The organism is Arthrobacter sp. Z5-13, assembly GCF_056499105.1.
On record NZ_CP096460.1, the window covers coordinates 240,276 to 266,613 of the forward strand.

Consider the following 26,338-nt stretch of genomic DNA (forward strand, 5'->3'; position numbering starts at 1 on the left):
TCCTGAGGAGGGATCGCCGTGGCCAGCCAAAGCCTTCAGTCTGCTATCGATCAGCAGGGTAACGCAGTGGAGGTGTTGCGGAACGCGAAGTCCCGGCCGTTCACCTTCCCGGTGACGCCCGAGTTCACCAACTGGCGAAGCGAGCAGGCCTCCTGGCGGGATTCGTGCGCCTTGCTTGACCAGTCGCACCATATGGCGGACCTTTTCGTCAGCGGTCCCGACGCGACGAAATTTTTCACCTGGATAGGCTCAAATTCCGCCGCCGGCTATCAAGTTGGGCGGGCGAAGCAGCTGGTCGCCGTGAACCATGACGGACACCTCATTGGTGACGGTATTCTGTTCCACCTCGACGAGAACTCGTTCGACCTGGTGGGCCTTCCCATGCTGACCGATTGGGTCGAATACAACATCTCCTCCGGCGACTGGGACGTCACCCTGGAGCGCGATGACCACTCGCTGATCCGCAAGGGTGATCCAAAGCTTTTTAGATACGAGCTGCAGGGGCCGAATGCGCTCGCGATCGTTGAGAAGATCACCGGCAACCCGGCGCCTGAGCTCAAGTTCTTTCACATGGGAGGAGTGGAGATTGGCGGGCACCGGGTGGGTGCACTGCGCCATGGCATGGCAGGACAGCCTGGTTTCGAGCTCTGGGGTCCTTGGGCTGATGCTGCCGCGGTACATGCAAAACTGCTTGCCGACGGCGAGGAGTTCGGCATCACGCAGGTGGGGGCGAAGGCATATTCGTCGGCGAACCTTGGCTCCGGATGGGTTCCGTCCCCTCCGCCGGCGATTTTCCAGCCCGAGCTCAAGGCGTATCGCGAATGGCTTGACCTGTCCAAGGGGGGTTCGCTGGGAGGTAGCTTCTACTCCACTGACATCACTGACTATTACGTCACTCCTTACGACATCGGGCTCGGCCGTTCGGTCTCGTTCGATCACGAGTTTCTCGGCAAGGATGCGCTGCGGGAGCACTTCGAAGACCAGCGGCGCACAAAAGTCACGCTTGTTTGGAACGACGATGATGTGACTAATGCTCTTGGATCGATCCTTGGTGATGATGTTCCTGCCAAGTACATCGAGCTCCCCAAGTCGCGGTATGCCCTCTACCAAACTGACCGGGTCCTGAAGGATGGCGAGACGGTGGGGGTGTCGTTCGACGTCGGTTACCTCGCGAACGAGAGGGCATTCCTGTCCCTGGCGACGATCGACGTCGCGCATTCCCAGATCGGAACCGAGGTGGTGGTCCTTTGGGGCGAAGACCCTAACTCCAGCAAGGGCCAGGTGGAACGCCACCGCCAGGTGGAGATGCGGGCCACGGTGGCTCCGGCGCCCTTCTCGGAGTATGCGCGGGCAGGTTACCGGACACCGTAACGGTCAGATCAAGGCTCATCCAAAATCGTTGACAATTTCGTTTCCAATCCGTAGCGTCGGTTTCGAGTGGACGTGAATGATCGCTCCCATCCCGAGCATTGATGCGACAGGAAGGTACAGGGTGGCGGCAAGCCTGAGCCTCAAAGGCGTGAACCTTCACTTCGGCGGGGTCAAGGTTCTTCAGGAAGTGAGCTTCCACGTCGAGCCGGGAGTTATCTTCGGCCTCGTGGGCCCCAACGGTGCAGGCAAGACCTCGCTTTTCAACTGCATCAGCGGCCACTACAAGCCCAACTCCGGATCCATTGCCATCAGTGGCACAGAGGTGTCGGGGAATGCACCGTACAGCCTCGCCCGCCTCGGGCTGGCACGGACCTTCCAGCAACCCGCACTTCTGTTGCATGCCAGCGTGTTGGAGAACGTGCTCCTCGGAGGGCACATCAGGCTGCCCGGCGGACCTGTTTCATGGGCACTTCGACTGCCCTACACAGCGCGTGCCGAGCGCGGGATCCGAGCAGAAGCGCTTGAGCTTCTCGACCAGGCAGGTCTGGGCTGGGCCGCCAACCTGCCAGTCGGGGAACTCTCACATGGACTGCACAAAGGCGTGGAACTCTGGCGGGCACTTCTCTCCAAGCCAGCGCTTCTGCTGCTCGATGAGCCTGCCGCCGGGCTCTCACACGGCGAGGTGGAGCAGTTCATCCAGACCGTGAGGCGGCTCCGTGCCGAGCAGGACATTACGATCATCATTGTCGAGCACCACATGGGTCTCATCTCTGCCCTCACAGACAGGGTTGTGGTGCTGGACCACGGTCGAAAGCTCATGGAGGGCACCGCCGCCGAGGCCCAGTCCGATCCCCGTGTGATCGAGGCCTATATAGGGAAGGATGCGGCGGATGACGCTGCTTGAGCTTTCCGGCGTGACCGCGTACTACGGACCTGTGCAGGTCCTGAACGGGGTGGGGCTCAGTGTGCCGGAGGGCGGCTCCGTGGGCATTCTCGGCGCGAACGGGGCAGGCAAAACGACGACGCTCAGGGCTATCAGCGGCACGGTCCGAACGGGCGGACGGATCAGCTTCGAAGGACGCGACATCCGCGGATTGCGCCCTGACCAGGTGGCAGTGCGGGGGGTGGCCCACGTTCCGGAAGGCCGCGGAACGCTCGGCCAGTTAAGCGTGCGGGAGAACCTCCTCGTGGGCGCCTACTTGCGCAAGGACAGGGCGGCAATCGCCGGCGATATCGACTATTGTCTTGACCTGTTCCCACAGCTGCAGGACCGCGTCGGCTCGCGGGCTGCTTCGCTTTCTGGGGGTGAGCAGCAGATGCTCGCGGTAGCCCGGGCATTTATGGCCAAGCCCAAACTTTTGTTGCTCGATGAAGCGTCGCTGGGGCTTGCACCCAGCACATCCAAGGCGGTGTACGAAGCGATCAGGCGGCTGCGGCTCGAGTCAGGCATCGCCATGGTGGTGGTGGAGCAGAACGCAAACCTCGCCTTCTCGTTGGTGGATACCGCCACCGTGCTCGAAACAGGACGCAACGTGCTGACTGGATCCGCGGCCGAACTTAAGGGCATGGACGAGATCCGCCGTGCCTACCTGGGGGGCTGAACCACATGGGCACCTTCATCCAACTCGTGGTGGACGGGCTCGCGACCGGCTCAATTTACGCAGCTTTGGCCCTCGCGATCGTGCTCGTGAACCAGGCCACGGGTCTGATCAACTTTGCCCAGGGCGGCATGGCCGTGTTGTCCGCTTATATCGCCTACGCCTTCACGCGGCTCGGCCTGCCGCTCATCCTCGCCATCTTCATCGCTGTGGTGATCTCGTTCCTTATCGGTGCTGTGATTGAACGGTTTCTCATCCGCAGGTTCGAGGGCGGCGACCCCGACACGGCCGTTGTGGTCACAATCGGCTTGCTCGCCCTGGTCACAGGCATTTGCGCGGTGCTCTGGGGTTACAACAACCTGGCGTTCCCTTCGCTGTTTCCACTGACAAGCGTGGAAGTTCTGGGGGCGGTGGTGAGCGTCAGGTCCCTCGCCACGACCATAACGATCGTGGCCATCATGGTGGCCCTGCAAGTGCTCTTCCTGCGGACCAAGCTCGGGCTCGCGCTCCGGGCTGTCGCCGACAACCCGTCTTCCGCCGCTCTCTCAGGTCTGCCTGTCGGCCGCCTGCTGATGGTGGGCTGGGGCCTTGCCGCGTCTCTGGGAGCGATCGCCGGCGTGCTTGTTGCACCGCAGCTGACCCTTACCCCCGGCATGCTCGATACGGCGCTGGTATATGCGCTCGCAGCAGTGATCCTGGGCGGACTGAGCAGCCCCATCGGGTGCGTGGTGGCGGCTTCGGCCATTGGCGTCCTTGAAAACCTGGCGGCCGTTTATGTGCCGCTCGTGGGGCATGACCTCAAGATTGCAGTGCCGTTTGTGCTGATCTTCGTCATCCTCGTCATCCGGCCTCAAGGTTTGTTCGGGCGAAAGGTTGTGGTGAGGGTCTGATGCGAACGATGTCCGCCGTTCTAGCGAACAGGTCCACGCGCACCATCCTGATAACAGTGGTGGCCATTGCGCTGATCGTTGCGCCGCTCGTCCTCCCGGCGTTTACGAACCAGACTCTCGTGCGGATTGGCGTTTATGCCGTTGCGGTGCTGGGCCTGAACATCGTCATGGGCTACACGGGGCAAGTGAACCTTGGGCAGATCTTCTTCGTCGGGCTCGGGGCTTATGTGGCCGCTTACGGCGTCAACCACGACTGGAACATCCTCCTGGTATTCGTCGCGGCCTGCGTGATTCCGGGCATTGTTGGGCTGTTTGTGGCCTTGGCGGCAGCCCGGCTCGGTGGCCTTGCGATTGCCATGGTCACCATCGCCCTGCCGATCGTAGGCGTCCCGCTGGCCAAGCGCCTCGATGAGTTCACAGGTGGGTCCCAGGGCACCTCGGCCCGTTTCACGGATGCGCCCGACTGGTCCGGGCTGTACAACGACCAGTGGCAGTTCTACATCGTGTTGCTGGTGACCGCCGCCGCCTTCCTGCTGGCCCGCAACCTCGTCCGGGGCAGGTACGGCCGGTCTTTCGGCGTCGTGCGGGAGAACGAAGCAGTAGCGGCGTCCATGGGTATCTCACCGTACCGCACCAAGGTGCTCGCCTTCACTGTGGCGTCGATATTCGGCGGGGCGAGCGGCTTCCTTTATCTCGCCGCCGTACAGTACACATCGCCTGAGACCCTCAGCTTCGGGCATTCCATCAGTCTGGTAGCCGCGATGGTCATCGGTGGCGCGGGAAGCATCACGGGGGCACTGATCGGCGGCGCCTACTACGTCTTCGTTCCTCAGCTGACCAACGCCATCGATCCCAACCTGACCGCCATCAGCCAGGGCGCCATACTCCTCGCAGTGCTCTTCCTGCTGCCCCAGGGGCTGGTCAGCCTTCCAGGAGTTCTCCGTCGGCTTGCCCGCCGGCGGGGCGCTCCCTCCACACCATCGGGGAATCCCCCGCAGAACTCTCCTGTGCATCATCCGACTGCTGAAGCCGCCGTGCGGGAGGGAATCGAAACACAGAGAGGCAAGATCGATCATGAAGATTAGAAACAAGCCGGGCGGGGTGCTCGGTATCGTCGCGGCGGCATCGATCGTCGCGCTCTCCCTTTCAGGCTGCGTCCGGGACGGGGCCGGCCAGGGTGGTGGCGGCTCTGCTACGAGTCCAGGCATCACCGACACGTCCATCACGCTTGGCGTAACCACTCCGCTCAGCGGCCCGACTGCGGGGCCCGGAACATGCACTGTTGCGGGTCTTGCAGCCTACTTCGGAGCTGTGAACGCGGCCGGCGGGGTGCAATTCGGGGATGGCAAGAAGCGCACTGTGGACGTCAAGTCCTATGACGACGCCTACGATCCGCAGAAATCGCTGTCCAACTTCCAACAGATGGTGGCCGATAACGTGTTCGCCGTGACGTCCGGCCTTGGTACCCCCACCAACCGCGCCTTCCGTGATGCGGCTATCAGCCAAGAGGTACCCCAGGTGCTGGTAATGACCGGTGACCCCCTGTTCAGCGATCGGGAGGAGAGCCCCTGGCAGCTGGGGTTCGTGCCGATTTACCAGAATGAAGGAGCTGCCTTCGGCAAGCTGCTCGCAGAGTCCGGCGCTCAGCACAAGGTGGCGATCCTGTCGCAGAACGACGACTACGGCAAGGGTTACGTTTCGGGCTTCAAGGAAGCCATCGGCGGCGCAGCCAATGTCTCGGTGGTCGGAGAACTGACGTATGAGGCTACCGACACATCTGTGGACGCCCAGCTCACCCAACTTGCTGCCTCGGGCGCTGACGTGTTCTTCAACGCCATGTCTATCACTCCGCTGGTGATCTCATCACTCCAGAAGGCGCAGCAGATCGGCTGGAAGCCCAGTTGGTTCCTTCCGTCCAATACGTCGAGCCCGACGGCGATCCTCCAGCCCGGTGGTGCCACGGCGTACCCGGGCATCTACTCGGTTTCCTTCTCCAAGGCGCCGCAGAGCCCGGCCTTCGCTCAGGACGCTGACGTCGTCAAGTTCCTGGCCGACCTCAAGCAGTACGGCAACTACCCGGATATGCCGGCGTTCCCGCACTGTATGTGGAGCTACATGGTGGGAGCGACGCTTGAGGAAGCGTTCAAGAAGATGACCGAGCCCAACCGCGACAGCTTCATGACGGCATTGCGGGACATTAAGGGCCTCCGGGCTCCCCTGATGCTGGAAGGCACGGCCGTGGACACCACTACCGACGGCCAGCCGGCTGTTTCTTCGGTTCTTGTTCAGAAGTACGACGGGAGGGGATACACCACCGCTGAGAACTTCGGGTAGTCAGGCAGAACCGCACGCGGAGTCTGCACGCGGGACCTGAGGGGCGCGAGAGCGCCCCTCAGCCACGCCGATCAACTAAGCCGACTTGTAGTTGGTCCGCCAGCCGCCACGGTAGGAGGCGCGAGCGACGGCGGAGTAGGGGACAGGGCTTACCACCGCGCGCACCTCGGTCTGAACGTGCGGCTCAACGGCGGCCTTGGCGGTACCGCCGCCGGGTTCTCCCCAGACAACCCTCAGCTCTGTGCCTTCGGGCACGTCAGGATCGATGGTGGCCAGTGACAGTGCTTGCCGCTCGTTTGCGCTGTAACCGGTGAACATGGAATACCCCACCACGACGCCGTCCGCGTCGATCACGGAGTCGTAGTTTGCCGAACCGTAGTTGGCCAGCGGGAGGTCAAAGAACTTATAGCTGGGTCCTTCAGGCTTGAACAGCGACGCGAAGATGGATGTGACGTCGTCGCCGTCCCAGGCGAGGGTGACCTTCTTGCGCTGCGAAGCCTGGTCGATCCGCTCCAGGGCGTCGCGTCCTATGAAGTCATGGTCGAACTTCACGAAGGTGCCGTAGCCCAGCTCCCAAGGTGTGAGGTAATAGTCCTCGATATTCTCGGATACGAACGATCCGGCGAGGGTTCCGGTGGCCTCGTATCCGTCGGCGGGAAGCCACTCACGGTATCCGCGCTCCGCTTCCCCTGAATAGATGGCCGGCAATGGCGACGGAATCCAGCCCGATTCAAGGGTGTTGGACGGATAGGCGCGGGAACCAACAGGCACCAGCCCGAATTCGGCGCCGGCCTCGATGACCGCGTCCCGGATGCGACCGTGGTCCGAATACGGTCCAAAGATTTCGAGACCCGGAGCCCCCGCCATGCCATGCCGAAGGGTCCGGACGTTGGTGCCGTCGATGCTCATTGTTGACATGTTGAAGAACTTCAGCTGTTTAACAGGGCCGCGGTTGAGTTTTTCGATCACCTGCCAGGCGTTCGGCCCTTGGATCTGGAAACGGTAGTACTGACGGGTGACCGGCTGACCGTATGGCCGGGACGGCGAGCGGCGGTCCACGGCCATCTCCAGGTTGGGGTAGCCTCCGGTCTGGCCTTGGTACAGGAGCCAGTTGGCGGCCGGTGAGCGTCCAACATACACATACTCCTCCTCCGCCAGGCGGAAGAGGATGCCGTCGCCGATGACGTGCCCGGACTCAGTGGTGGGCACGTACTGCTTGGCCCTGTTGACGGGGAACACCTCGGTGGAGTTGATGGCTGTAGCTGAAATCAGCTTGATCGCATCGGGGCCCTTCATAAACAGATTGTCCATGTGGTGGGACTGGTCGAAGAGCACGGCCGTCTCGCGCCACGCCGTCTGCTCCTTGATCCAGTTCTGGAAGTCTGCCGGGACCACCGGATAGATATACGACCCGATTTGCGAATTGCGGAGCAGGTCCACTGCGCCACGGGACGAATCAAGGACTTCCTGCAGATTCCTGGGTGCCATGATCAACCTCTTTTTCTGTAGCGGTTTGTTGTTCTCTCTGTCTGTTCACGACGGCGGTGCCTCCTCACTCCTGCCCGGCCATAAAGCGCCGGGCCCAGTCGGCAGTCTCTGTCAGGCCGCCGAAGGTGTAGAAGTGGAGCCCAATCTGTCCCGGCCGGCCAGAGTCCCTGCCGGCAGAACGGTCGGCCAGTACGGCCGCAAGATCGTTGACAAAGTTGTCCGGGCCGGCCGTGCCCACGAGGTTGGTGAGCGAGAAGCCGTACTTTTTGACGATCATGGCATTCGCACCGACGCCGAAGCGGCGGGCAAAGCCCAGGAGCCGCTTGATCCCCGCCGGTCCCGGGGTCCCGACGCGGATCGCAGCGCTGATGCCTTTGGCCCGAACAGTCTCAATCCAATCGGCAACGGGATCTGTATCGAACGCGAACTGAGTGAAAATGACCGCATCAAGGCCCTGTTCCTGCAGAGCGGCATACTTGTCTTCGAGCGCGCGCCACAAGGTCTCCTGGGGGATGTCCGGGTGACCCTCGGGGTACCCGCCGATTCCGACTTCACGTACTCCGAACTCCTGCAGAAGGCCGCTGCGTATCAGCGCGAGTGAGTCGTTGTACGGCCCCTCGGGGTGGGCGGGATCACCGCCGACGGCGAGAATGTGCTCCACAGCGTCAAACTCCCGCAGTCGCCCGAGAAACTCCTGAAGGACCTCCTCGGACTTCAACCGACGCGCCGAGATGTGGGGTACGGGGACGAACCCCATTTCCCGGGCCGCTCTTGCCGCGGCCACCCGCATCTCAAGGTCTTCATTGCCGAGGAAGGTCACGTTGATTCTGGTACCAACCGGGATGAGGTTTCTTGCCTCGAGGAGCGAAGGGACGTCTTTGCCCGTCATCTCGAGCGAGAAGTCCTTCATCAGGTCCAGCGAGGCCGCCCGATTGATTGTTTGTGTACTTTTAGCCACAAGCCCACGTCCTTTCGGCGGGCCCTGAATCCCTCACAATTTTACCTTCGCGCCTCAGCCTGCGGACAGGGCCTCGGGATCGAGGTAAGCCAGTGAGCGCGTGTCCTGGAAGGCGCGAACGCCCTCAATGCCCTGCTCCCGGCCCATACCGGACTGCTTCATGCCGCCGAACGGCGCACGAAGGTCAAGCCGCGTGGCACCATGGTCGTTGACCCAGACGTAGCCGCAGACCAGCCGTCCGCCCACCCTGTTGGCTGACTCAGGATCGGCGGTCCAGACGGAGCCGCAAAGCCCTGACCAGGATTCGTTGGCGGCGCGGATGGCGTCATCCTCGTTGTCGAACGGAATGACCGGAATGACCGGCCCAAACTGCTCCTGGGTTACTACGCGCAGTGATGGGTCGGGGTTGATCACCAGCGCGGGACGCAGGAAGTTCCCGCTCTGCAGATCCGGATCGTCCGGCAGGGTTCCGAACTCCCTGACATCGGCGCCCGCCTCCTTTGCTTCCTCGATGATCTCCGAGACGAAGGCCTTCTGTGCCGATTGGTGCAGGGGCCCCATCGTGCTCCCCTCGTCCAGCCCGTAGCCGATCACGGCCTTTTCCAGCCGGGCGGACAGTCCAGCCACCAGCTCGTCCAGGCGCGAACGGTGGACGTAAATCCGTTTCGCTGCCATACAGATCTGGCCCGTGGTGTCGAAGATGGAGGCGTAGAGGCGGTCGAGGTGGGCGTCGTCAAGGACAGCATCTTCCAGCACTACGGCGGCATCATTTCCGCCCAGTTCCAGCGTTACCCGGGTCAGGGACTTGGAGGCCATCTCCATGATGCGCTTACCGCCGGCAACACTTCCGGTGAAGCAGACCTTCGCGATGTCGGGGCTCGTGATGAGGGCTGACATGTCCGCATCCTTGCCGGTGACTACGTTCAGCACGCCGGGCGGAAGCTTCTCCGCAACTCTCTGCACCACCCGTGTAGTGGCGAGCGGCGTGGTGGGCGGCGGCTTCACAATGGCCGTGTTGCCGGCAAGCAGGGCGTGGGGAAGCGAAGCGGCGAGGATGGCGATCGGCCAGTTGAACGGCACGATGACCGTCACGACGCCGAGTGGCTGGTACGCAACGGTAGTGGACACAGGAATTCCCGGCGCCGGCGGGAGCACCTTGGTGGCGTCCACCTCGTCCGCCAGTTCCAGCGCGAGGTTCCACCGCAGCTCGAACACCAGTGAGTCCACCCACGCCTCCATCCGGATCTTCCCGTTTTCCTGCGACAGGATGGCGGCATCTTCATCACGGTAGTCTGCGATTCCCTCTAGGGCGGCCCGCATCTGGTCGGCGCGTTCCCGTGCGCTCAGCGCAGACCATCCGGGGTAAGCCGCCTTCGCAGCCGTAATCGCGTCGTCGACATCACTGGGGTCCGCCGCTGCCGCGTAGCCGACTATCACCCCCGGTTTACCCGGATCGGCCACCTCCAAGGTGGCTTCAGCCTGACGTTCGGCGCCTCCGATGTACAGGCCGGTGGTCACTGGCGCCGACGTGTTAACTGTGTTGGTCATGATTTCGCACCTTTCTGGGCTGTGCTGACAGATTCTTTTGGTTCATCACTGACGACGTTTGGCGTTCCATGGGTGTGGAATGTTTCTATGGTCTTCATTCCCCAGGCCTGCCCTTTTTTGCGCTCCTCCTGGGTCCACTCCACTACCGGGGAGTCGGGGTCCAGCAACAGGCGGGCGCCGGCGTTGGCCAATTCAATGCGGTTGCCGCCCGGCTCCCAGACGTAAAGGAAGAAGGTCTGGTTGATCGCATGCTTGTGGGGGCCGGACTCGATGTGGATGCCGTTTTCAAGGAAGATGTCTGCTGCCTTGAGGATGTCCTCGCGGGTATCCGGGGCGAAAGCGACGTGGTGCAGCCGGTTGCCGTGCTTCAGCCAATCATCGGAATACACGACGTCATAGGACTTGTTGTTGAAGTGGAACCACCAGGCGGCGTAACCGCCGTCGTCGAGCTTGATGCGTTCGCTTTCGCGTCCCCGCAAGGCCGTAGCCACGAACTGCCCGTTGGCAACCACGTCCTTGGCAAGGAAGTTCACGTGGTCCAGCCGTCTTGCGTTGACGCCACGGCCCGGAAACGCTGAGGCTTGGTTTTTCAGGGCGGGTTTGTCGTCGGTGGCCACGTACCGTTCGGTCTCGTAGTAGACCGCCATGTCGTGTCCGTCGGGGTCCCTGAAAGCGTAAGCGGGGCCCGTGCCCACCTCGCCGTCTACCCAGCCGACGCCCAGGCCGGTGGCTTCGATCGCCGCCACCCGCCTCTCCAGCGCCTCGGCGCTGGTGGTACGGAACGTCGTCCGGCCCACGCCAGCGTCTGCGGATGCTGTGAGCTTCAATGTGTACAGCTGATATTCGTCCCAGGTGCGCAGGTATACCGACTTCCTGGCGTCTCCGGTTTCCGCCACTATGCGCATGGCGAGCAGATCGCGGAAGAACCACAGGCTTTCGTCGAAGGTAGGCGTCAGCAGCTCCACGTTCCCCACATGGGCTACGTCGAACGACGTGTACTCGGTCATGGACCTGTCCTCTCTCGGGCCGTCTCACAAGCGGGGACGCGGGAATATGCGCCCGTCAAAGATCTTCCGCGCCGTACGGAGAGCCGCAGAACGGCTAACCATGAACCCGTCCGGGGTCGAGTCGACCGCCACGTCGACATCGAAGTGGCCGGTGGGATGCTCGATGCGAAGCGGGGAACCCGGTGACGGCAGCGCCGCGAGTTCATGACCGACAGAGCCCTCAGCGAGCAGTCCGGCGCCGACGGTGAGGGCACCCAGGACGCCGATCGAGGTATGGACCCGCACAGGCAGGAAACTGCGGGTGGCGATGGCGCCGCCAGCGCGGGGCGCGGACAGAAGAACAAGCTTGGGCACTGTCGTGTCCGACACATCTCCCAGGCCCATTATTTTGGCCGCCTCAAGACGGAGGCCTCTCAAGCGGTCCGCCAGATCGGCGTCAGCCTCCAGATCCTCGGGGGACTCGTCGCCTCTGAGCCCGAGGTCAGCGGCGCGCATCAGCACCGTCGGCATGCCGTTGTCCACGCACGTTACGTCTATCCCGTCGATCCGGTCCAGCACGTTCCCGGACGGGAAAAGTGCTTCCGTTGACGAGCCCGCCGTTCCCTCGAAGTTGAGCTGGATGGCGCCAGCGGTACCTGGAACGCCGTCGACCGCCAGGCCGCCGTCGTAGTCCATCACGCCGTCGGGAGTAGCGAACCTGGCAGTGGCGTTGCTGTCCGTGTTGACCATGCGGATGCGCACTTCAGTCTGCTCGTCGCCGGCAGGAATGAGGCCTCGTTCCACCGCGAACGGACCCACGCCGGCCAGAATGTTGCCGCAGTTCTGGCGGTCGGTCACGAACGCACTCTCAACGCCCACCTGCAGGAAGAGATAGTTCACATCAGCACCGTCATCGGGGGATGGAGCGATCACCGCCACCTTGCTTGTCAGGGGATCTGCGCCGCCAAGCCCGTCGATCTGCCGGGGGTCGGGTGTGCCCATGATTCGCAGGAGAAGGTTGTCGCGTTCCTCGGGGTCTGCCGGGAGATCGGACGCCAGGAAGAACGCGCCCTTCGACGTGCCTGCGCGCATATAGAGGCAAGGGATCCCTTCAACCGCGGCCATCATCCGCCCCGTTCTCAGCGGCGCTGAACTCTGCAGCGGTGATGTAGCGTACGCCCAGGTCCTCCAAAAGGCCGCGAAGCTTGTTCCGGTCAAGGCTCAGCTCACCGGCAAGGTACGCGGCGCGCGAGACCGCTTCCTTCACCACCCTCGCATCGGCAGCTTCGCACACAATCTGTGCTTCCCGCCGCGGCACGCACAGCACGCCGTCGTCGTCGGCCACAATAACGTCGCCGGGGCGTACGAGGGTGCCGCCAACGGTGACGGGCACATTCACCGAGCCGGGAGTCGCCTTGACCGTACCCTGCGCGTTGACCGCTGCACACCAGACCGGAAAGCCCATTGCCCGCAGGTCGGCCACGTCCCGCACCCCGCCCGTTGTCACAAGCCCCCGCACCCCACGGTGCTGCAATGCCGTCGCGAACAGTTCGCCGAACGATCCGTCCAGCGAGGGGGAGGCCGTGGTCACAACAAGCACATCGCCAGCGCGGCACTGCTCCACCGCAACGTGGATCATGAGGTTGTCTCCGGGCCAACAAAGTACTGTGACAGCAGAACCTGCAATGCGGGTTCCTTCCTGGATGGGGCGGATTGAGGAGCCCACAAGCCCTGTTCGCCCCATTGCTTCGTGCACGGTGGCAACGCCCTGCGATCCGAGTGCGTGAATGGTGGAAGCACCGGCCCTCGGGATATCAGTGATCACAACGCTTTTCATTCAAGGACCTCGGTCACCTGGGGGTAGTAGCGCATGACGACGTTGCCGGCGAGCGCGCTCACAACCAGCACGGTGCCTCCATTGGCCATGATGGGTTCCTCCCGGACCTGTGTCCCATCTCCGCATCCTCTTGCCAGACAACCACTCTCTGGTACTGCGGTCAAGGCGTCGGCTACAATTTTGTTACCAATCTTGGTCCCGATATTTGTTGCTGCCCGGGGCGATCGATCGGAGGAAAACCTGATGGCGCAAAAGACCCTGCAGGACGTTCTCGACGAGGCAGGCAACACCGTCGAACTCCTGCGCAACTCCCGGCTCGGCACTTACATCTACCCGGTGGTCCCAGCTGAATTCACCAACTGGCGGCGCGAGCAGCGGGCGTGGCGGGAAACAGCGGTGCTGTATGACCAGTCGCACCACATGGTGAACTTCTTTATGAAGGGCCCGGGCGCCCTGAAGCTCCTTTCCGATACCGGCATCAACAGCTTCGCGAACTTTCCCCTCAACACAGCCAAGCAGTTTGTGCCGACGGCCTCCAACGGCGGGGTGATCGGGGACGGCATCCTCTTCCACCTGGCCGAAGACCACTTCGTTTTCGTTGGCCGCGCTCCTGCCGCCAACTGGCTCCAGTACCACGCCGAGACCGGAGGGTACGACGTCGAATGCATCTACGACGACAGGTCGCCGTCGCGTCCCTATGGCCAAGCGGTCCACCGCGAGTTCTATCGCTTCCAGATCCAGGGCCCGAACGCCTGGCAGATCATCGAGAAGCTGAACAACGGAACGCTCGAGCAGGTGAAGTTCTTCCACATGGGGCACCTGGGTATCGCCGGGGAGCAGGTGCGTACCCTGCGCCACGGTATGGCCGGAGCGCCGGGACTGGAAATCTGGGGGCCGTATGAACAGCATGGAAAGATCCGTGACGCCATCCTTGAGGCCGGTGCTGAGTTCGGCCTCGAACCCTGCGGCTCAAGGGCGTACTCGTCGAACACACTCGAGTCGGGGTGGATCCCGTCGCCACTGCCCGCGATCTACAGCAGCGAGGCTGAACGCGGTTACCGTGAATGGCTGCCCGCAACGAGTTATGAGGCGATCAACGCGCTCGCCGGATCCTTCGTCTCGCAGGACATCGAGGACTATTATCTGACACCGTGGGAGCTCGGCTACGGTTCGTTTGTGAAGTTCGATCACGACTTCATCGGCCGCGACGCGCTTGAGCAGATCGATCCCGCCCGGCAGCGGAAGAAGGTCACATTGGCCTGGAACGACGAGGACCTCGCGAAGATCTGGGCGTCCTTCCTGGACCGTGACACCCGGGGCTACCAGTTCTTCGACGTCCCGAATGCCAACTACGGATCCTCGAACTATGACTCAGTGGTGGACGCCGGCGGCACCAGGGTTGGGCTCTCACTATTCACCGGCGTCACCGCCAACGAGCGCCGAGGGCTGTCGCTTGCCGCTGTTGATCCCGCCGTCGAGTTCGGCACGGAGGTCCATGTCATCTGGGGCGAGCCTGACGGCGGATCCAAAAAGACCACCGTGGAACCGCACGATCAGTTCAGTGTGCGAGCAGTTGTGAGCCCCGCACCGTACGCCGTCACGGCACGCACTGAATATCACGGCGGCTGGCGGACCGCTGCCGGTGCAGCCGGAAACCCCGCCGCTGCCACCGGGAACGGCGGGTTCGGCAGGAACCTGTGACTCAGGTTCCGGCTGCCGGCCCAGTGTCCGAGGACAGTTGCCGCAGTGCGCCGATTACGCTCAGCAGGTGGCTTCGTACGGCTTGCTCGGCAGCGTCCGGATCGCGGGCGACCACTGCGTCGATGATTGCGACGTGCTCCAACACCGAGACCTTGGCCCGCTGCGGCCGGGACGACAGCTTGAACTGGTGCCGGACGCTCTGGGCGTGCAAGCGGGCCAAAATGTCAGAGGCGGTGGAATGATTGCTCAGTTCCCGGACCCGTACATCGAGGTAATGGTTCAGCCGCGCATATTCGACGAGATCGCCCTCGGCAACCGATTCGAGCAGCTGCGTGCGAAGGTGGATGAAGGCTGCAACGTCTTCATCCGCAATGCTGGCTGCTGTCTTCGCCGCGCACAGGCCCTCGACGCCAATCCGCACTTCAAGGATCTCTATGGCCTCCTGGATGGAGACGGCCCGGACCCGGGATCCGCGGTGGGGCAGGCGCTCTACGAGGCCTTCAGATGCGAGCTGAAGCAGCGCAGTTCGCACTGTGGCCCGGCTGGCCGAGAATTCCACGCCAAGGTCTGCCTCCACGAGCCTCTGGTTGGGGACGTACTCGCCGCGAATGATTGCATCACGGATGAGGTCGGTCACTCTCAGATCGACGGCTGCATCCGCATCGGCCACCGGTGAAGTACTTTCAAGCGCAGACGACATGTGTACTCAATCTCCCAAATCACACGATAACAAGGGGCCCGGAATGCGAGCCACAATTTTGTCTACAATCTTAGAACCAATGGAGCCGGCTGATCCCCTGCGAATTGCCGTTTTGGGTCTCGGAGAAGCCGGCAGCATCTATGCCGCCGACCTCGCCCGGCAGGGAGCGAGCGTTACCGCTTGCGATGTTGTGGCCACGTCAGTGCCGCCGGGCGTCAATTCTGCCAAGGACATCCGTGAGGCAGTCCAGGGGGCCGGCCTGGTGTTGAGCCTCGTTGGCGGCCAGGCATCGGAAGCCGCGCTGGATGAGGCCTTGCCTGCGATGGAGCCAACGGGCATCTTCGCCGACATGAATACCAGTGGGCCTGCGAAGAAGCAGTTGCTCGGGAAGCATGCGGAAGAGAACGGCATCCTTTTCGCAGACGTGGCCATCCTCGCCCCGGTTCCGCGGGCCGGCATCAGGACGCCCTTGGTCCTGAGCGGCACCGGCGTATCGGAACTACTCCGCATCTTCTCTCAACTGGGAATACCCGCGAGCAGCGTGGGGGATAAGGCGGGAGCTGCGGCGGAATTGAAGCTGCTTCGCAGCGTCTTTATGAAGGGACTTTCCGCCACTGTCCTCGAAGCCGTCACGGCTGCCCGGGCCATAGGAGCCGAGGAGTGGGTGGTGAGCCAGATCGCCTCAGAGCTTGGTCCCGATGGCCATGCACTCGTCGCGCGAATATTGGAAGGTACAGCCGCCCACGCAGTCCGGCGTGAGGACGAAATGCGCCAGGCGCGTTCGTTACTTGACTCGCTGGCTGTCCCGCACCCGATGACCGACGGTGCCATCGGCTGGTTGCAAGCACTTTCGCAAGCGAATCCAACCTGATCCGGTCTGTTTGCTTTTTAGTGGAGCCCAACGAAGTCATCTTTTCCTAACATGGTGTAAAGTTTTCTATACATCCTCCGAGTGGGGATTCCCTTGAAGAGGAGTGAAGATGGGTTCCGAAGAAAGAAGCGCCTGGATCATGCTGGTGGTGAGCATTGCCGCCTACGCGATCTACGTAGCAATAGTCCTGGGCCAGGCCGGCAAAGCTCCTCTCGAGGAAGCCCCCTACGTCGCCGCCATGTTGTGGATCACGGCAGGAGCCATCGTTGGCTCGATCCTGCTCAACATCATCGGATCAATGGTCATGCGCGAAGGGGCCGGCAAAAAGGATCAACGGGACCGGGAAATCTACCGGTTCGGCGAATCCATCGGTCAGTCTTTTCTCGTGATCGGCGGTGTGGCTGCACTTCTGATGTCAATGGCGGAGCTTCCCTACTTCTGGATCGCGAATGCCGTCTACCTCGCATTCTTCCTTTCAGCAGCATTGGCATCCGTTGCCAAAATCGTCGCGTACAGGCGGGGACTTCCCGCATGGTGAAGCCAACGCGGGTAACCAATGAGATTAGGCGTCTTCGGTTCGCCCACAACGAGATGACACAGGCCGAATTGGCCGATCGCACCGGAGTGACCCGCCAGACCATCATCGCCATTGAGCAGGGCAGGTATTCGCCGTCCCTCGAAATGGCCTTCCAGATAGCCCAGGTCTTTGGGGTCAGGCTGGATGAAGTATTCCAATACCCGGCACAAGAGAGAGAAACACCATGAAGGCTATCGTCCAGGATGTATACGGTTCCCCCGACGTGCTGCGGCTCGAGGACATTGACACACCGGTTGTTGGAGACAATGATGTGCTGGTCCGTGTCCATGCTGCGGGAGTGGATTCCGGCGTCTGGCACCTGATGACAGGCAAGCCCTACCTCCTGCGCCTCTTCGGCTTTGGCGTACGCAAGCCAAAACTGCGGGTCCGGGGGCGGGATCTCGCCGGGACTGTAAGCGCTGTGGGAGGGAACGTCACCCGGTTCCAGCCAGGGGATGAGGTATTCGGGACGTCCTTGAGCGGGACTTACGCAGAATATGCAGTCACAGGGGAGGGCAGGCTGGAATTGAAGCCGGCAAACCTCACGTTTGAAGAAGCTGCCGCCGTACCCGTCTCAGCCTCAGCAGCCCTTCACGGCCTTCGCGACGCCGGCCGCATCGAGGAAGGGCAGGAGGTCCTGATTATTGGTGCGGGTGGCGGTTTCGGTTCGTTTGCCGTGCAGTTCGCGAAGGCGTATGGGGCCAACGTCACCGGAGTGTGCAGCAGCAGCAAGGTGGAACTGGTACGTTCCCTCGGCGCTGATTACGTCGTTGACTACACTAAGGAGGACTTCGCCGACGTCGGCCGCCGGTACGACCTCATTTTGGAGATCGCGGGAAACAACACTCCGTTGTCCCGCCTTCGGAAGGCCCTGACACCAAAGGGAACCCTGGTCCTTGCTGGCGGTGAAGGCGGCGGCGAGATCTTTGGCGGCGTCGGCCGGCAGCTCGGCGGGCTCCTGTGGTCCGTCTTTACCAGTCAAAAGATCCGCGCCCTGGTGTCCGGCGAGGGTGTAAAGGACCTGCAGGATCTGCGGGAGTTCATCGAGGCAGGGAAGATCACACCGGCGATCGGCAAAACCTTCTCACTGGTGGAGGTTCCCGAAGCGATTCGCCAGCTGCGCGCCGGGGAGGCGCACGGCAAGCTGGTCATTTCTCTCGTGTGAAACTTCCAGGTGGGGCGGTTGTTACGCCCCGGTGCCTGCTTTTGTTCCAATGACTACCGTTGAGCAGAAATCCTCGGAGTAGATCGAGCGCGCATGTAACTCGGCGGTTGCCAGAATCTTGGCGGCCGCCGGGGCTTGGCGCCCGTCCGTCTCGATGAAGACGTTTCCACCCGGCGCCAGCCAAGGCAACACCCCCTCCGCCAGCCGCCGCAGGACTTCCAGTCCGTCGTCGCCCCCGTCCAACGTCACTCGTGGCTCATGGTCGCGGGCCTCGCCTGGCATCAGCCCGATAGCGCTTGTTGGCACGTAGGGGACGTTGGCAAGGAGGACATCCACTCTGCCGGCCAAGCTGGTGGGCAGCGGATGGAAAAGATCGCCCTCATAGACGCAACCGCCCACCTGCTCAAGGTTTTGCCGGGCACATTCGACCGCTTTCGGTTCGATGTCGACGGCGTGAAGTTCAGTAGCGCCCATCCGGGAGGCAAGAACCAAGCCGAGGGCTCCGCTGCCGCAGCACATATCCAGGATCACAGACTTCGGGAGAGTCACTCTCTCAGCTTGGTGTACCAGGAACTCCGTTCGTTGGCGGGGAACGAAGACATCCGGAGCAACCCCGATCCGCATACCGCAAAAGTCCACCCAACCGAGAATGTGCTCCAGCGGAATACCTGCCTCCCGTCTTGCGAGCATGATTTCCAGCGCTTCCCCTTTGCCGGAGCGCGACAGCAACAGTTCCGCCTCCTCCTCGGCGTAAACACAACCTGCTGCACGGAGTCGGGCGACGACAAGGGGCAAGGAATAGCGGGAACTTCGGGAATAAAGGGACGAGGAAGCCGGCATCGGAGCGCCTTTCGGTTAGTGCTGTTGGCGCTCCCGCCGGTGCACTAGTTCAGGTGCACCACGTGAAGGGAGAGCGCCATACCTGTGACTGCGGTAATTGGTCCCACCTCCTTGATCCGGATATTGCTGATGCGATCGTACTGGAAAACTTCCCAGGTGTATCGGTTGCTGCAGGGCCAGAACCGGAGCCGGGGCTCGTTGTTCGCACTGGAAGCCGCCCACCAGGGACTTTAGTCCCTTACGGCAGCGGCGCTGTGTCGGGCACTGTTAAGGGCGAGCGGTTCCTGAACAGCAATTGGGGGGAGGAACGGCTCGTTTACACCATGGTCTCGTGATGCTGTGGGGAGCACAGGAACTCCTCGCAGTTTCGGTACGCAGCAATACTCAGGAGACCTTGGGGACCATGACCGTTTTTCAGCACCGATGCATCAGCGGTGCGTTTCCCCTTGCTCTTCTTCTGGCCGACGGCGTGGTCTAGGACATGGTTCAGCAGTCAGGCAACTCACGGCTGAAAGTTACCGTTCGGATTCAAGAGAATCTGCAGACCGCACGGATCGAAGTGCGGGGAAGCGTCACCCGGGAGAACCTGCGCGCCCTGTATGTTGTCGCCCGGAGAACCAGTGCCATGCTCCCGGGCCGGGAAATAGTCCTTGATCTCACACATGCGCGGGCAGCACTCGAAGCAATCCTGGAACTCCACGACCCCGATCAGCTGCTGCGGGTGATAGGTGCCGCTGACAATAAGGAGCCCTGCCGGCTCAGGGTCCTGGACCCCATAACTGCGCGGGACACCAAAGAATCCGTGTAATCCCACTGCATTCAGGGCCACCGGGTATTGCCAGCAGCCACCCGCGGGAACATAGTGGAGAAATTCACTGCTCCGGCGTAAGGACGGCCGTGCTGTGTCTTCCTCGCTGGTAGGACACAATCCAAGCTCGACAAAGTGGCCGACGGGATCCGTGAGTTTTGCGGAGCAAGTGCCCTATCTGACGCTCTCGGATTTCGGGCGGGCAGCAAGGGAAACAAGGGAGCCGGTGTCGAGCAGGTCCTCCGTACCGGGCGCGGGCTTCTTGAATGACCGGGGAATGGGAACAGCGCTTCTGTCCGCAGGGCGGTGGTCCAACACCGATTCCACTAACGGGGCCACCCGTGTCACCTTTTCGGGAAGTCCTCCCGGGGGCGGGGCGTCAGGGGCGGTAACGGTGATGGCCGGCTTTTGCGCCCTTGCCCTTGCCACAGCGCGGGCATCCGCGCGCGCAACTGCCTCTGCCCAGTCAGCAGCCATTTCGGCCGGTGGGCGATGTGCTGTGCCGATCAAAGGCAGGTTACCCATGGCGGTCCGCAAGATCTCGGGAATCCGCTTCAGGTTTTGTGACGCGGAAGGGGCATTGGCTGTATTGGCCGAAGCCGGTTCCGTACTCTTCCGGGTAACTTCGCTCTCCGGCGTGCTGTCCGGTTCTGGTGTACTGGCCGGCGCGGACGTGATGGCCGGTTGGGGGGCCAACGCAGCGGGCAAGCGCACAACTTCCACGGTGTCCTCGCCGGGCAGCCTTCCAAACATGGCCATGACCAGCACTGTGGCCAACCTACCCACGCCGGCAATGACCAGAGTTGCAATGAACACCAGGAACAGGCCCAGGAACATTACGAATGCCACTCCCAGGGTGCCAAAAAAGGTCAGGTTCAGGGCGATGGTCGTCGGATCTTCCACTTACCTCTCCTATCCAGCCTGCAGCGAGGTAGTTGCCTGAGTCAGCCGCACGGGCAACTGCCCCTGTCCACCTTACGTACAATTCACGCGCCATGCTCCCGGCAGGCGGCTGGTGGCGGACTTCGTGTCGCAGCCGTTACCGTTTGTTCACTGCTTGCGGACGATTCGCCGGCCAGAACCAACTTCCGAAGGAAAGAACTTGACCTACAGCGGACGGTGCCCGTGCCTCTCCGGCGAGCAGTACAACGAGTGCTGCGGACGCTTCCACTCAGGAGAGGCGTACGCCCCCACCGCGGAGCAGCTGATGCGTTCGCGGTACAGCGCTTTTGTGGTGCTGGACAAGGAGTACCTGCTGCAAACCTGGCATTCCCGGACGCGGCCGTCGTCGCTGGAGCTGGATCCTGACATGCAATGGCGCCGGCTGGACATCCTGTCCACCAGGCTCGGTGGCCCGCTCGACGCGGAGGGGACAGTCGAATTCGCAGCGCATTACAGGTCCGACGGCGAACGGGGAGTCCACCATGAAACCAGCCGCTTCCTGCGGGAGGACAGGCGCTGGTACTACCTCGATGGACAAATGCCCGCATAGAGGCAGATGATGCACCGGACGCCGGGCATCGTTGCCCGCCGTCCGGCGATTCGCTACCGGTCCTCGTACGCCTCATCGGGAGTAAATCCTGCCCTGTCCACCTTGCGGTGGTACCGCATTCCCGCCAAACCGCCCAGAACAGCGGCGGCCAGAGCAACCGCTGCCACTACCACCGCAGCAATAATGCCCGTGGTGGTCACCTGGCCCTCATTCACCGGGATGCGGGGGAAACTGTTCAGGTTCGCCAGAATGTTGAACTGCTCGCCGGCAATCATGCCCAGCAATGCCACCAGTATGGCCACGATGACGGCCCAGAACCAGACCATCAGGCCCTGCTTGGCGCCGTTGAACCTGGCCATCCGTCCCGCCACATAGCCGCCGGAGTAGTAGGAGAGGAAGAGCACCACCAAGAGAACGATGATCCCCACGATTCCCACTGTCTGGTCCGACGCTGCCTGATTGACGGCTTCGTTGACATCAGTATTTGTGGCGAGACCCACGGCGGTTCCCGCGGCGGCGACCAAGGCGGTGAGCAGGACTGCCATTCCTGTTGCCGTCAGCCATCCGAAGAAAGCCGAGCCGATTTTGATTCCGCCGAATGCTTCCTTCTCGCGGGCCACCACAGTTTCCCGGGTGGCCAGGCCCGGATCCACGGGGGGAACGGCCTGGTAACTCCTGGTGGCGTCGTATTCGTCTCCGGAAGAGACGGCTGTCGCACCGGTGTCGCCATAGTCTCCGCTTGGAGAATAGTCGCGGCGGGTGGTGTCGTGCACTGGTGTGTCGCTGTAGTCGCGCCCGGCGTCGTCCCTGGGATCCACCGCGTCGGGAACGCCGTCTCTGTCGCGGTCATGCCTGGACTGCTTGCCGTCGGGGCCGATTGTGCTGCTCATCGGACATCCTCGCTTTCATTGGTCCAACCTGACCATTTTTTGGGCAGGCCACTGCAATGCAGAGACCATAGGTCTCAGTTCAACCTAACCACGCTGTGGATAAAGTAGCAAGGATGCTTACTATTTTTTGTACTGTCCAGGACTTGACCGTCAGCGGTATTTGCGGTGCAGATTTTCGCGGTTGGAGGCGCCGGGTGTTGCGTCAGCGATCCACGGTCCGGTGCCTTCGGACTGGTCCAGAACTCCTGCCTCAAGCCATTCATAATCACCGGCGAGCACCCGACGCGAAACCTCGTGGTCGGCGTCGTCCGTGTTTCGCCACAACTGGTCAAAGTATTCGTCTACCCGGACCCTTGCCTGCTCACAAAAAGCCTCCGCCAACTCGTACGCCGAGCCGCCCCGTTCCGGCGTCGTCCTGAGAATCATTTCCGCGCGGGAACAGCTTGCGGCCATGGCGAACAACTCGGCTCCGATGTCCACGATCCGGCCGAGGAAGGCCTGCTTGTGCTCCAGCTTGGCCTGCCACCGTCCCATGCCGTAAAACGTCTGCCGAGCCAGTCTCCGCGAGGACCTTTCCACGAATCTCAGCTGCTTGGCCAGCCTGCCAAATTCCCCGTATGACCTCGGGTCCATGCCCGCCCCGGCCACGAGCTTTGGCAGCCATTTGGCGTAGAAACCTGATGCCCCGACGGCGGCCTTGGCTTTATCGGACAGGCTCGCGTCAGCGGAGGCGAGGTCACCGGCAGCTGCCAAATGGGCGTCCACTGCCTCGCGGGCGATCAGAAGCTTCATGATTTCTGAGGAACCCTCAAAGATCCGGTTGATACGGAGATCGCGCAGCTGCTGTTCGGCTGCGACTGCACGCTCGCCGCGCGCCTGGAGTGAATCGGCTGTTTCGAAGCCGCGCCCGCCCCGGATCTGGACCAGTTCATCGGCGATCCGGCAGCTTATTTCCGTGGACCAGAGTTTTGCCAGAGCCGCTTCAATCCTGACATCCTTCTGCCCGGAGTCAGCCAGCTCGGCGGACAGCTCAAACACGGCATCCAAGGCGAAGGCGGACGCCGCGATAAAAGCGATCTTCTTGCCCACGGCCTCGTGCTTCCCCACAGGGCGGCCCCATTGGGTGCGGGCGTTGGACCATTCCCTGGCGATCTTCAGGCTCCAGCGCCCCGATGCCACACACAGGGCCGGAATGGACAGACGCCCTGTGTTCAGCGTAGTCAGGGCGATCTTCAGGCCCTGCCCCTCCCGGCCCAACCGGTTGGCCGCCGGAACGCGGACCTGGTGGAACCGGGTAACGCCGTTTTCGATTCCGCGCAGTCCCATAAAGGTATTCCGGTTCTCCACGGTGATGCCGGGAGAATCCATTTCGACGACGAACGCACTGATGCCGCCCTTGTGACTGGTGCCGTCGGCATCGGTATGGGCCGGAACCACCGCCATTACAACCACGAGCTCGGCGATGACGCCGTTAGTGGTCCAGAGCTTCACGCCGTCCAGAACGTAGGACTCGCCGTCGTCCGAGGGAACAGCCGTGCTGCCCATCCGGGCGGGGTCGCTGCCGACGTCGGGTTCTGTGAGGAGGAAAGCAGTGATGGCCCCGGCGGCGCATCTGGGCAGGTACTCGCGCTTCTGCTCCGGCGTGCCAAAGACCTTCACCGGCTCGGGCACACCGATGGATTGGTGGGCGGACAGCAACGCTCCCAGGCTGGGATGGACCGAGCCCATCATCGCGAGCGCGCGTCCATAATAGACAAGGGACAAACCCAGCCCGCCATACTCCCGTGGAATCTTCATACCGAAGACGCCGAGTTCGGACAGGCCCGCAATGTATTCGTCGGGTATTTTGGCTTCCCGCTCGATTACCCGGCCGGACATTGTCTTGCAGTACTCCGTCAGCCGGGCCATAAAAGCCTCGCCGCGTTCGACGTCGTCCGGCTTTGCCTCCGGCCAGGGATGGACGAGGTTGATATCAAAGCTGCCCAGATACAGTCCCTTGGCGAAGCTGGGCCTGTCCCATTGGGTCTCGCGGGCTGCCTCTGTAATGGCACGCGCATCCGCTGCTGTGGCCGCAGGGCCTATCTTGTCAGGTGCTACGGGAACATCTGCGGCTGGGCTGTCAGTGGCGGAGCTCATGGGGCATCTCCTCTAACCGGGGTGACCGGGTCGAGCCCTGGGTCCGCCGTGGGTGGAGAACCCTTCAGCTGTCCCTCAATGCTACCCGCGGGTAGCTTCCGGTGCTAGGGGATGGCTGACCGCTCAGATCCGCTGGCAAGTCCGAGGTAGCGGTGTGGTGGAGGACGCGGTCCCAGGCGTGGTTGATTCCGTGGACCACTGCGAGGAGAGTCCCTGCGACTATGAACCAGGCCAGCCTGCCCACGCCCAGCAGAACCAGGGCTGCGAAAGCCGCGGCCGCGATGAACGCGACAATCACCAAGGCAAATACCAATGTCCCGACGAACACCATTGTTGCCGTCTCCACCGAACTGAGATCAAACTGCATGCTTCCCCCTGCATCATTACTTTGGCCCACGTTGTGGCATGAGCGTAAAGCCAGGGAATGGTTGCCTGCCAGAGTCCGGGCGCCGCGCCGCGGCTGTTGATACGGGATTGAAACCCTACTGGCTCGTAGATCACGAACCGGTTTCGGAAACCCCACCAGTAACAGTGGTAACAGAGCTTACGCGTCCCACCGCAGGCTTATCTGCTCATCTGGTTCTGGCCGACTCTCCCGGAGCCCTGCGTTAACCTTGTACTTGGCAGTTTTCCGGTTTGCGCTGCCACAAGTCCCGCAGCTGAAGGAGAAACGCGTGCCCCGCTCCGCACTGTCCTCGGCTGAAGCGATCAGTACCAGGCTGGCGGAACTGGAACTCCTCACCAAGGGACCGGCCTGGGCGTTGACGCGTTCCGCACCGTGGGTCATCGCTGTCCTCCAGGCCTCCTTTACCCGCACCCGCCCGCAGCTTCCGCTGGAAGAGTTCCATGCCGACGTCGACGCCTTCCTTGAGCAGCTCCGTCGCCAGAATCCCGCTATGGGCGAGTCGCAGGGCGGCCCCGCCACCGGGGCATCTTCCGGCAAGAAGTATGCCGATGAATGGACACGGAAAAACTTCCTGACCCGGAGGAACCAGTCCGGGCAGATCGTTTACGAAGTCACGGAGTCGGCGGCACGTGTCCTCGCCTTCCTCGACAGCTTGTCCAGTGACCGGTCCACTTTGAACGGCTCGCGCCTGGGTACCCTGCTGGGCGACGTCGAAAAACTTGCGAACGAGACCAACCCTGACCAAAGTGCCCGGCTGGAATCCCTCGAAGACGAGATCCAGGAAAGGCAGCAGCTCATCCAGGACATCAGTTCCGGAGAATTCGACGGCCTGCTGGATGACGACGATGCTGTGGAGGCCGCCGGGAATATCCTGGATCTGGCAGCCTCCCTTCCCGCCGACTACAAGAAGATGCGTGACCGGATCGAAGAGCTGGTGGGCGAGCTCCGGAATCAGATCATCGAGGAATCTTTGAGCAAGGGTGCCACCATGGCCCAGGTGCTGGAAGCGGACAAGCGGCTTCGGCAAAGCCCGGAAGGCCGGACCTTCCGCTCCTTCGCAGCCTTCCTCGAGGACCCGCAGCAGCAGTTGAGGTTCCGCTCAGCAATCGGTGAAGTGCTCAGCCGACAATTCGCAGACGACCTGAGTCACGAGGACAGGGAGACCCTGAAAAACCTCGTAGCCGAACTCCGCACCCAGCACAGCCAGATCCAGCGCATCTACGGCAAGCTCAGTGAAAGCCTGAACACCTATGTGCAAAGCGACGACTACCGCCAGTCCGTGAGGCTCCGGAAGGTGCTGCGGGAGGCGGAACAGGCTATTCGCTCCCTTCCTTATGAGCGTGACCGCCCCGGCCTGGTCCAGGGCCCTGCACTGTTTAATGCAGGCTTCGAATCCGTGGCCATGGTCAAGCTGTTTGACCCGGACGAATTCGCCGTTCCGGCCAAGCTCGCAGACCCCATCGCGTTCAGTGACGGTGACAGAGTGCGCTCGCCCCGTACGGGCAAGGCCAAACCGGAGGCTGTTCGGGCCGCCCTGGCAGGCGCTTCCACTTTGTCCGAAGCCTGGAACCAGCTGCCGGCCGAGGAACGTCACATCAACTCCATCCGGGCTCTGCTCTCCCACGCGCTCCAGGACGGTGGAGGATTCCACAGCGAAGCCTGGGAATCCATCGAATTTGACCAGATAGACGGAACCACGCGAACGGCGTACCTGCCCGTGGTCACGCTCAAGAAGGACTGAA

The 26,338-nt window shown here is 62.3% G+C and carries 26 protein-coding genes; 14 read left to right on the forward strand and 12 right to left on the reverse strand.

The window, feature by feature from the left end; translation table 11 throughout:
* Positions 1–18 precede the first annotated feature (18 nt).
* From M1E02_RS01085 to M1E02_RS01110, 6 genes are all read left to right on the forward strand, one after another.
* Positions 19–1,371 (forward strand): aminomethyl transferase family protein, encoded by a 1,353-nt coding sequence (locus tag M1E02_RS01085; protein WP_479376336.1) that lies wholly within the window; start codon positions 19–21, stop codon positions 1,369–1,371.
* Between the two features lie 76 nt (positions 1,372–1,447).
* Positions 1,448–2,275, forward strand: coding sequence for an ABC transporter ATP-binding protein (locus M1E02_RS01090; RefSeq protein WP_479376337.1), 828 nt, complete (start codon positions 1,448–1,450; stop codon positions 2,273–2,275).
* A complete protein-coding gene (locus tag M1E02_RS01095; protein WP_479376338.1) occupies positions 2,262–2,972 on the forward strand; it encodes an ABC transporter ATP-binding protein in 711 nt (236 codons plus the stop codon). The genes M1E02_RS01090 and M1E02_RS01095 overlap by 14 nt, the downstream gene beginning before the upstream one ends.
* Before the next feature lie 5 nt (positions 2,973–2,977).
* Positions 2,978–3,859, forward strand: coding sequence for a branched-chain amino acid ABC transporter permease (locus tag M1E02_RS01100; RefSeq protein ID WP_479376339.1), 882 nt, complete (start codon positions 2,978–2,980; stop codon positions 3,857–3,859).
* Positions 3,859–4,944 (forward strand): branched-chain amino acid ABC transporter permease, encoded by a 1,086-nt coding sequence (locus tag M1E02_RS01105; RefSeq protein ID WP_479376340.1) that lies wholly within the window; start codon positions 3,859–3,861, stop codon positions 4,942–4,944. Before M1E02_RS01100 ends, M1E02_RS01105 begins: the two co-directional genes overlap by 1 nt.
* Positions 4,934–6,193 (forward strand): ABC transporter substrate-binding protein, encoded by a 1,260-nt coding sequence (locus tag M1E02_RS01110; protein ID WP_479376341.1) that lies wholly within the window; start codon positions 4,934–4,936, stop codon positions 6,191–6,193. Before M1E02_RS01105 ends, M1E02_RS01110 begins: the two co-directional genes overlap by 11 nt.
* A 75-nt stretch (positions 6,194–6,268) precedes the next feature.
* On the opposite strand, the gene ligM (M1E02_RS01115) is transcribed toward M1E02_RS01110, so the two are convergent.
* The 6 genes from ligM (M1E02_RS01115) to M1E02_RS01140 form a co-directional block, all read right to left on the reverse strand.
* A complete protein-coding gene (gene ligM / locus M1E02_RS01115) occupies positions 6,269–7,681 on the reverse strand; it encodes a vanillate/3-O-methylgallate O-demethylase (RefSeq protein WP_479376342.1) in 1,413 nt (470 codons plus the stop codon).
* Positions 7,682–7,745: 64 nt separating this feature from the next.
* Entirely contained in the window at positions 7,746–8,639 is an 894-nt protein-coding gene (locus tag M1E02_RS01120; protein WP_479376343.1) for a methylenetetrahydrofolate reductase, read from the reverse strand.
* Positions 8,640–8,693: 54 nt separating this feature from the next.
* Complete coding sequence (locus M1E02_RS01125) at positions 8,694–10,187, reverse strand: aldehyde dehydrogenase family protein (RefSeq protein ID WP_479376344.1); 1,494 nt, start codon at positions 10,185–10,187, stop codon at positions 8,694–8,696.
* Positions 10,184–11,194 carry a VOC family protein gene (locus M1E02_RS01130; protein ID WP_479376345.1) on the reverse strand — a complete coding sequence of 337 codons (1,011 nt, stop codon included), beginning with the start codon at positions 11,192–11,194 and terminating at the stop codon, positions 10,184–10,186. The genes M1E02_RS01125 and M1E02_RS01130 overlap by 4 nt, the downstream gene beginning before the upstream one ends.
* 24 nt (positions 11,195–11,218) lie before the next feature.
* Entirely contained in the window at positions 11,219–12,301 is a 1,083-nt protein-coding gene (locus M1E02_RS01135; protein WP_479376346.1) for a 4-oxalomesaconate tautomerase, read from the reverse strand.
* Positions 12,285–13,010 (reverse strand): 4-carboxy-4-hydroxy-2-oxoadipate aldolase/oxaloacetate decarboxylase, encoded by a 726-nt coding sequence (locus M1E02_RS01140; RefSeq protein ID WP_479376347.1) that lies wholly within the window; start codon positions 13,008–13,010, stop codon positions 12,285–12,287. Before M1E02_RS01140 ends, M1E02_RS01135 begins: the two co-directional genes overlap by 17 nt.
* 243 nt (positions 13,011–13,253) lie before the next feature.
* Between M1E02_RS01140 and ligM (M1E02_RS01145) the strand changes: the two genes are divergently transcribed.
* Entirely contained in the window at positions 13,254–14,711 is a 1,458-nt protein-coding gene (gene ligM / locus M1E02_RS01145) for a vanillate/3-O-methylgallate O-demethylase (protein ID WP_479376348.1), read from the forward strand.
* 1 nt (position 14,712) lies between these two features.
* Here the strand turns inward: ligM (M1E02_RS01145) and M1E02_RS01150 are convergent, their stop codons facing one another.
* Positions 14,713–15,411 (reverse strand): GntR family transcriptional regulator, encoded by a 699-nt coding sequence (locus tag M1E02_RS01150; protein WP_479376349.1) that lies wholly within the window; start codon positions 15,409–15,411, stop codon positions 14,713–14,715.
* Between the two features lie 79 nt (positions 15,412–15,490).
* Between M1E02_RS01150 and M1E02_RS01155 the strand changes: the two genes are divergently transcribed.
* The 4 genes from M1E02_RS01155 (at position 15,491) to M1E02_RS01170 (ending at position 18,024) form a co-directional block, all read left to right on the forward strand.
* On the forward strand, positions 15,491–16,282 hold the full coding sequence (locus tag M1E02_RS01155) for an NAD(P)-binding domain-containing protein (RefSeq protein WP_479376350.1): 792 nt from the start codon (positions 15,491–15,493) through the stop codon (positions 16,280–16,282).
* Between the two features lie 109 nt (positions 16,283–16,391).
* On the forward strand, positions 16,392–16,820 hold the full coding sequence (locus M1E02_RS01160; RefSeq protein WP_479376351.1) for a hypothetical protein: 429 nt from the start codon (positions 16,392–16,394) through the stop codon (positions 16,818–16,820).
* On the forward strand, positions 16,814–17,047 hold the full coding sequence (locus tag M1E02_RS01165) for a helix-turn-helix transcriptional regulator (protein WP_479376352.1): 234 nt from the start codon (positions 16,814–16,816) through the stop codon (positions 17,045–17,047). Before M1E02_RS01160 ends, M1E02_RS01165 begins: the two co-directional genes overlap by 7 nt.
* Positions 17,044–18,024 carry an NAD(P)-dependent alcohol dehydrogenase gene (locus M1E02_RS01170; protein ID WP_479376353.1) on the forward strand — a complete coding sequence of 327 codons (981 nt, stop codon included), beginning with the start codon at positions 17,044–17,046 and terminating at the stop codon, positions 18,022–18,024. The genes M1E02_RS01165 and M1E02_RS01170 overlap by 4 nt, the downstream gene beginning before the upstream one ends.
* Positions 18,025–18,045: 21 nt before the next feature.
* On the opposite strand, the gene M1E02_RS01175 is transcribed toward M1E02_RS01170, so the two are convergent.
* A complete protein-coding gene (locus tag M1E02_RS01175) occupies positions 18,046–18,864 on the reverse strand; it encodes a putative protein N(5)-glutamine methyltransferase (protein WP_479376354.1) in 819 nt (272 codons plus the stop codon).
* Between the two features lie 481 nt (positions 18,865–19,345).
* Between M1E02_RS01175 and M1E02_RS01180 the strand changes: the two genes are divergently transcribed.
* Complete coding sequence (locus M1E02_RS01180; RefSeq protein WP_479376355.1) at positions 19,346–19,672, forward strand: hypothetical protein; 327 nt, start codon at positions 19,346–19,348, stop codon at positions 19,670–19,672.
* 174 nt (positions 19,673–19,846) lie between these two features.
* Here M1E02_RS01180 and M1E02_RS01185 read toward each other — a convergent pair whose 3' ends face one another.
* The gene (locus M1E02_RS01185) at positions 19,847–20,575 is read right to left on the reverse strand and encodes a hypothetical protein (protein ID WP_479376356.1); all 729 of its coding nucleotides are present in this window, start codon (positions 20,573–20,575) and stop codon (positions 19,847–19,849) included.
* Between the two features lie 199 nt (positions 20,576–20,774).
* Here M1E02_RS01185 and M1E02_RS01190 point away from each other — a divergent pair, with 199 nt between their 5' ends.
* Positions 20,775–21,164, forward strand: a complete 390-nt coding sequence (locus M1E02_RS01190) for a YchJ family protein (protein ID WP_479376357.1) — start codon at positions 20,775–20,777, stop codon at positions 21,162–21,164.
* 53 nt (positions 21,165–21,217) lie between these two features.
* On the opposite strand, the gene M1E02_RS01195 is transcribed toward M1E02_RS01190, so the two are convergent.
* The 3 genes from M1E02_RS01195 to M1E02_RS01205 form a co-directional block, all read right to left on the reverse strand.
* Positions 21,218–22,054, reverse strand: a complete 837-nt coding sequence (locus M1E02_RS01195; RefSeq protein ID WP_479376358.1) for a TIGR04086 family membrane protein — start codon at positions 22,052–22,054, stop codon at positions 21,218–21,220.
* 150 nt (positions 22,055–22,204) lie between these two features.
* Entirely contained in the window at positions 22,205–24,190 is a 1,986-nt protein-coding gene (locus M1E02_RS01200) for an acyl-CoA dehydrogenase family protein (protein WP_479376359.1), read from the reverse strand.
* Positions 24,191–24,254: 64 nt separating this feature from the next.
* On the reverse strand, positions 24,255–24,557 hold the full coding sequence (locus M1E02_RS01205) for a hypothetical protein (RefSeq protein WP_479376360.1): 303 nt from the start codon (positions 24,555–24,557) through the stop codon (positions 24,255–24,257).
* A gap of 307 nt (positions 24,558–24,864) precedes the next feature.
* Between M1E02_RS01205 and M1E02_RS01210 the strand changes: the two genes are divergently transcribed.
* Positions 24,865–26,337: a DUF3375 family protein gene (locus M1E02_RS01210; protein ID WP_479376361.1), complete on the forward strand. Its 1,473-nt coding sequence runs from the start codon at positions 24,865–24,867 to the stop codon at positions 26,335–26,337.
* Position 26,338 lies beyond the last annotated feature (1 nt).

Excerpts from the sequence above, each read along its gene's own strand:
- M1E02_RS01170 (WP_479376353.1), top strand. The coding sequence starts at position 17,044 with ATGAAGGCTATCGTCCAGGATGTATACGGTTCCCCCGACGTGCTGCGG.
- M1E02_RS01125 (WP_479376344.1), bottom strand. The coding sequence starts at position 10,187 with ATGACCAACACAGTTAACACGTCGGCGCCAGTGACCACCGGCCTGTAC.
- M1E02_RS01090 (WP_479376337.1), top strand. The coding sequence starts at position 1,448 with ATGATCGCTCCCATCCCGAGCATTGATGCGACAGGAAGGTACAGGGTG.
- M1E02_RS01175 (WP_479376354.1), bottom strand. The coding sequence starts at position 18,864 with ATGCCGGCTTCCTCGTCCCTTTATTCCCGAAGTTCCCGCTATTCCTTG.
- M1E02_RS01105 (WP_479376340.1), top strand. The coding sequence starts at position 3,859 with ATGCGAACGATGTCCGCCGTTCTAGCGAACAGGTCCACGCGCACCATC.
- M1E02_RS01165 (WP_479376352.1), top strand. The coding sequence starts at position 16,814 with ATGGTGAAGCCAACGCGGGTAACCAATGAGATTAGGCGTCTTCGGTTC.
- M1E02_RS01100 (WP_479376339.1), top strand. The coding sequence starts at position 2,978 with ATGGGCACCTTCATCCAACTCGTGGTGGACGGGCTCGCGACCGGCTCA.
- M1E02_RS01135 (WP_479376346.1), bottom strand. The coding sequence starts at position 12,301 with ATGATGGCCGCGGTTGAAGGGATCCCTTGCCTCTATATGCGCGCAGGC.
- M1E02_RS01200 (WP_479376359.1), bottom strand. The coding sequence starts at position 24,190 with ATGAGCTCCGCCACTGACAGCCCAGCCGCAGATGTTCCCGTAGCACCT.
- M1E02_RS01095 (WP_479376338.1), top strand. The coding sequence starts at position 2,262 with ATGACGCTGCTTGAGCTTTCCGGCGTGACCGCGTACTACGGACCTGTG.
- M1E02_RS01160 (WP_479376351.1), top strand. The coding sequence starts at position 16,392 with ATGGGTTCCGAAGAAAGAAGCGCCTGGATCATGCTGGTGGTGAGCATT.
- ligM (WP_479376342.1), bottom strand. The coding sequence starts at position 7,681 with ATGGCACCCAGGAATCTGCAGGAAGTCCTTGATTCGTCCCGTGGCGCA.
- M1E02_RS01130 (WP_479376345.1), bottom strand. The coding sequence starts at position 11,194 with ATGACCGAGTACACGTCGTTCGACGTAGCCCATGTGGGGAACGTGGAG.
- M1E02_RS01110 (WP_479376341.1), top strand. The coding sequence starts at position 4,934 with ATGAAGATTAGAAACAAGCCGGGCGGGGTGCTCGGTATCGTCGCGGCG.
- M1E02_RS01180 (WP_479376355.1), top strand. The coding sequence starts at position 19,346 with ATGGTTCAGCAGTCAGGCAACTCACGGCTGAAAGTTACCGTTCGGATT.
- M1E02_RS01140 (WP_479376347.1), bottom strand. The coding sequence starts at position 13,010 with ATGAAAAGCGTTGTGATCACTGATATCCCGAGGGCCGGTGCTTCCACC.
- M1E02_RS01205 (WP_479376360.1), bottom strand. The coding sequence starts at position 24,557 with ATGCAGTTTGATCTCAGTTCGGTGGAGACGGCAACAATGGTGTTCGTC.
- M1E02_RS01155 (WP_479376350.1), top strand. The coding sequence starts at position 15,491 with ATGGAGCCGGCTGATCCCCTGCGAATTGCCGTTTTGGGTCTCGGAGAA.
- M1E02_RS01150 (WP_479376349.1), bottom strand. The coding sequence starts at position 15,411 with ATGTCGTCTGCGCTTGAAAGTACTTCACCGGTGGCCGATGCGGATGCA.
- ligM (WP_479376348.1), top strand. The coding sequence starts at position 13,254 with ATGGCGCAAAAGACCCTGCAGGACGTTCTCGACGAGGCAGGCAACACC.
- M1E02_RS01195 (WP_479376358.1), bottom strand. The coding sequence starts at position 22,054 with ATGAGCAGCACAATCGGCCCCGACGGCAAGCAGTCCAGGCATGACCGC.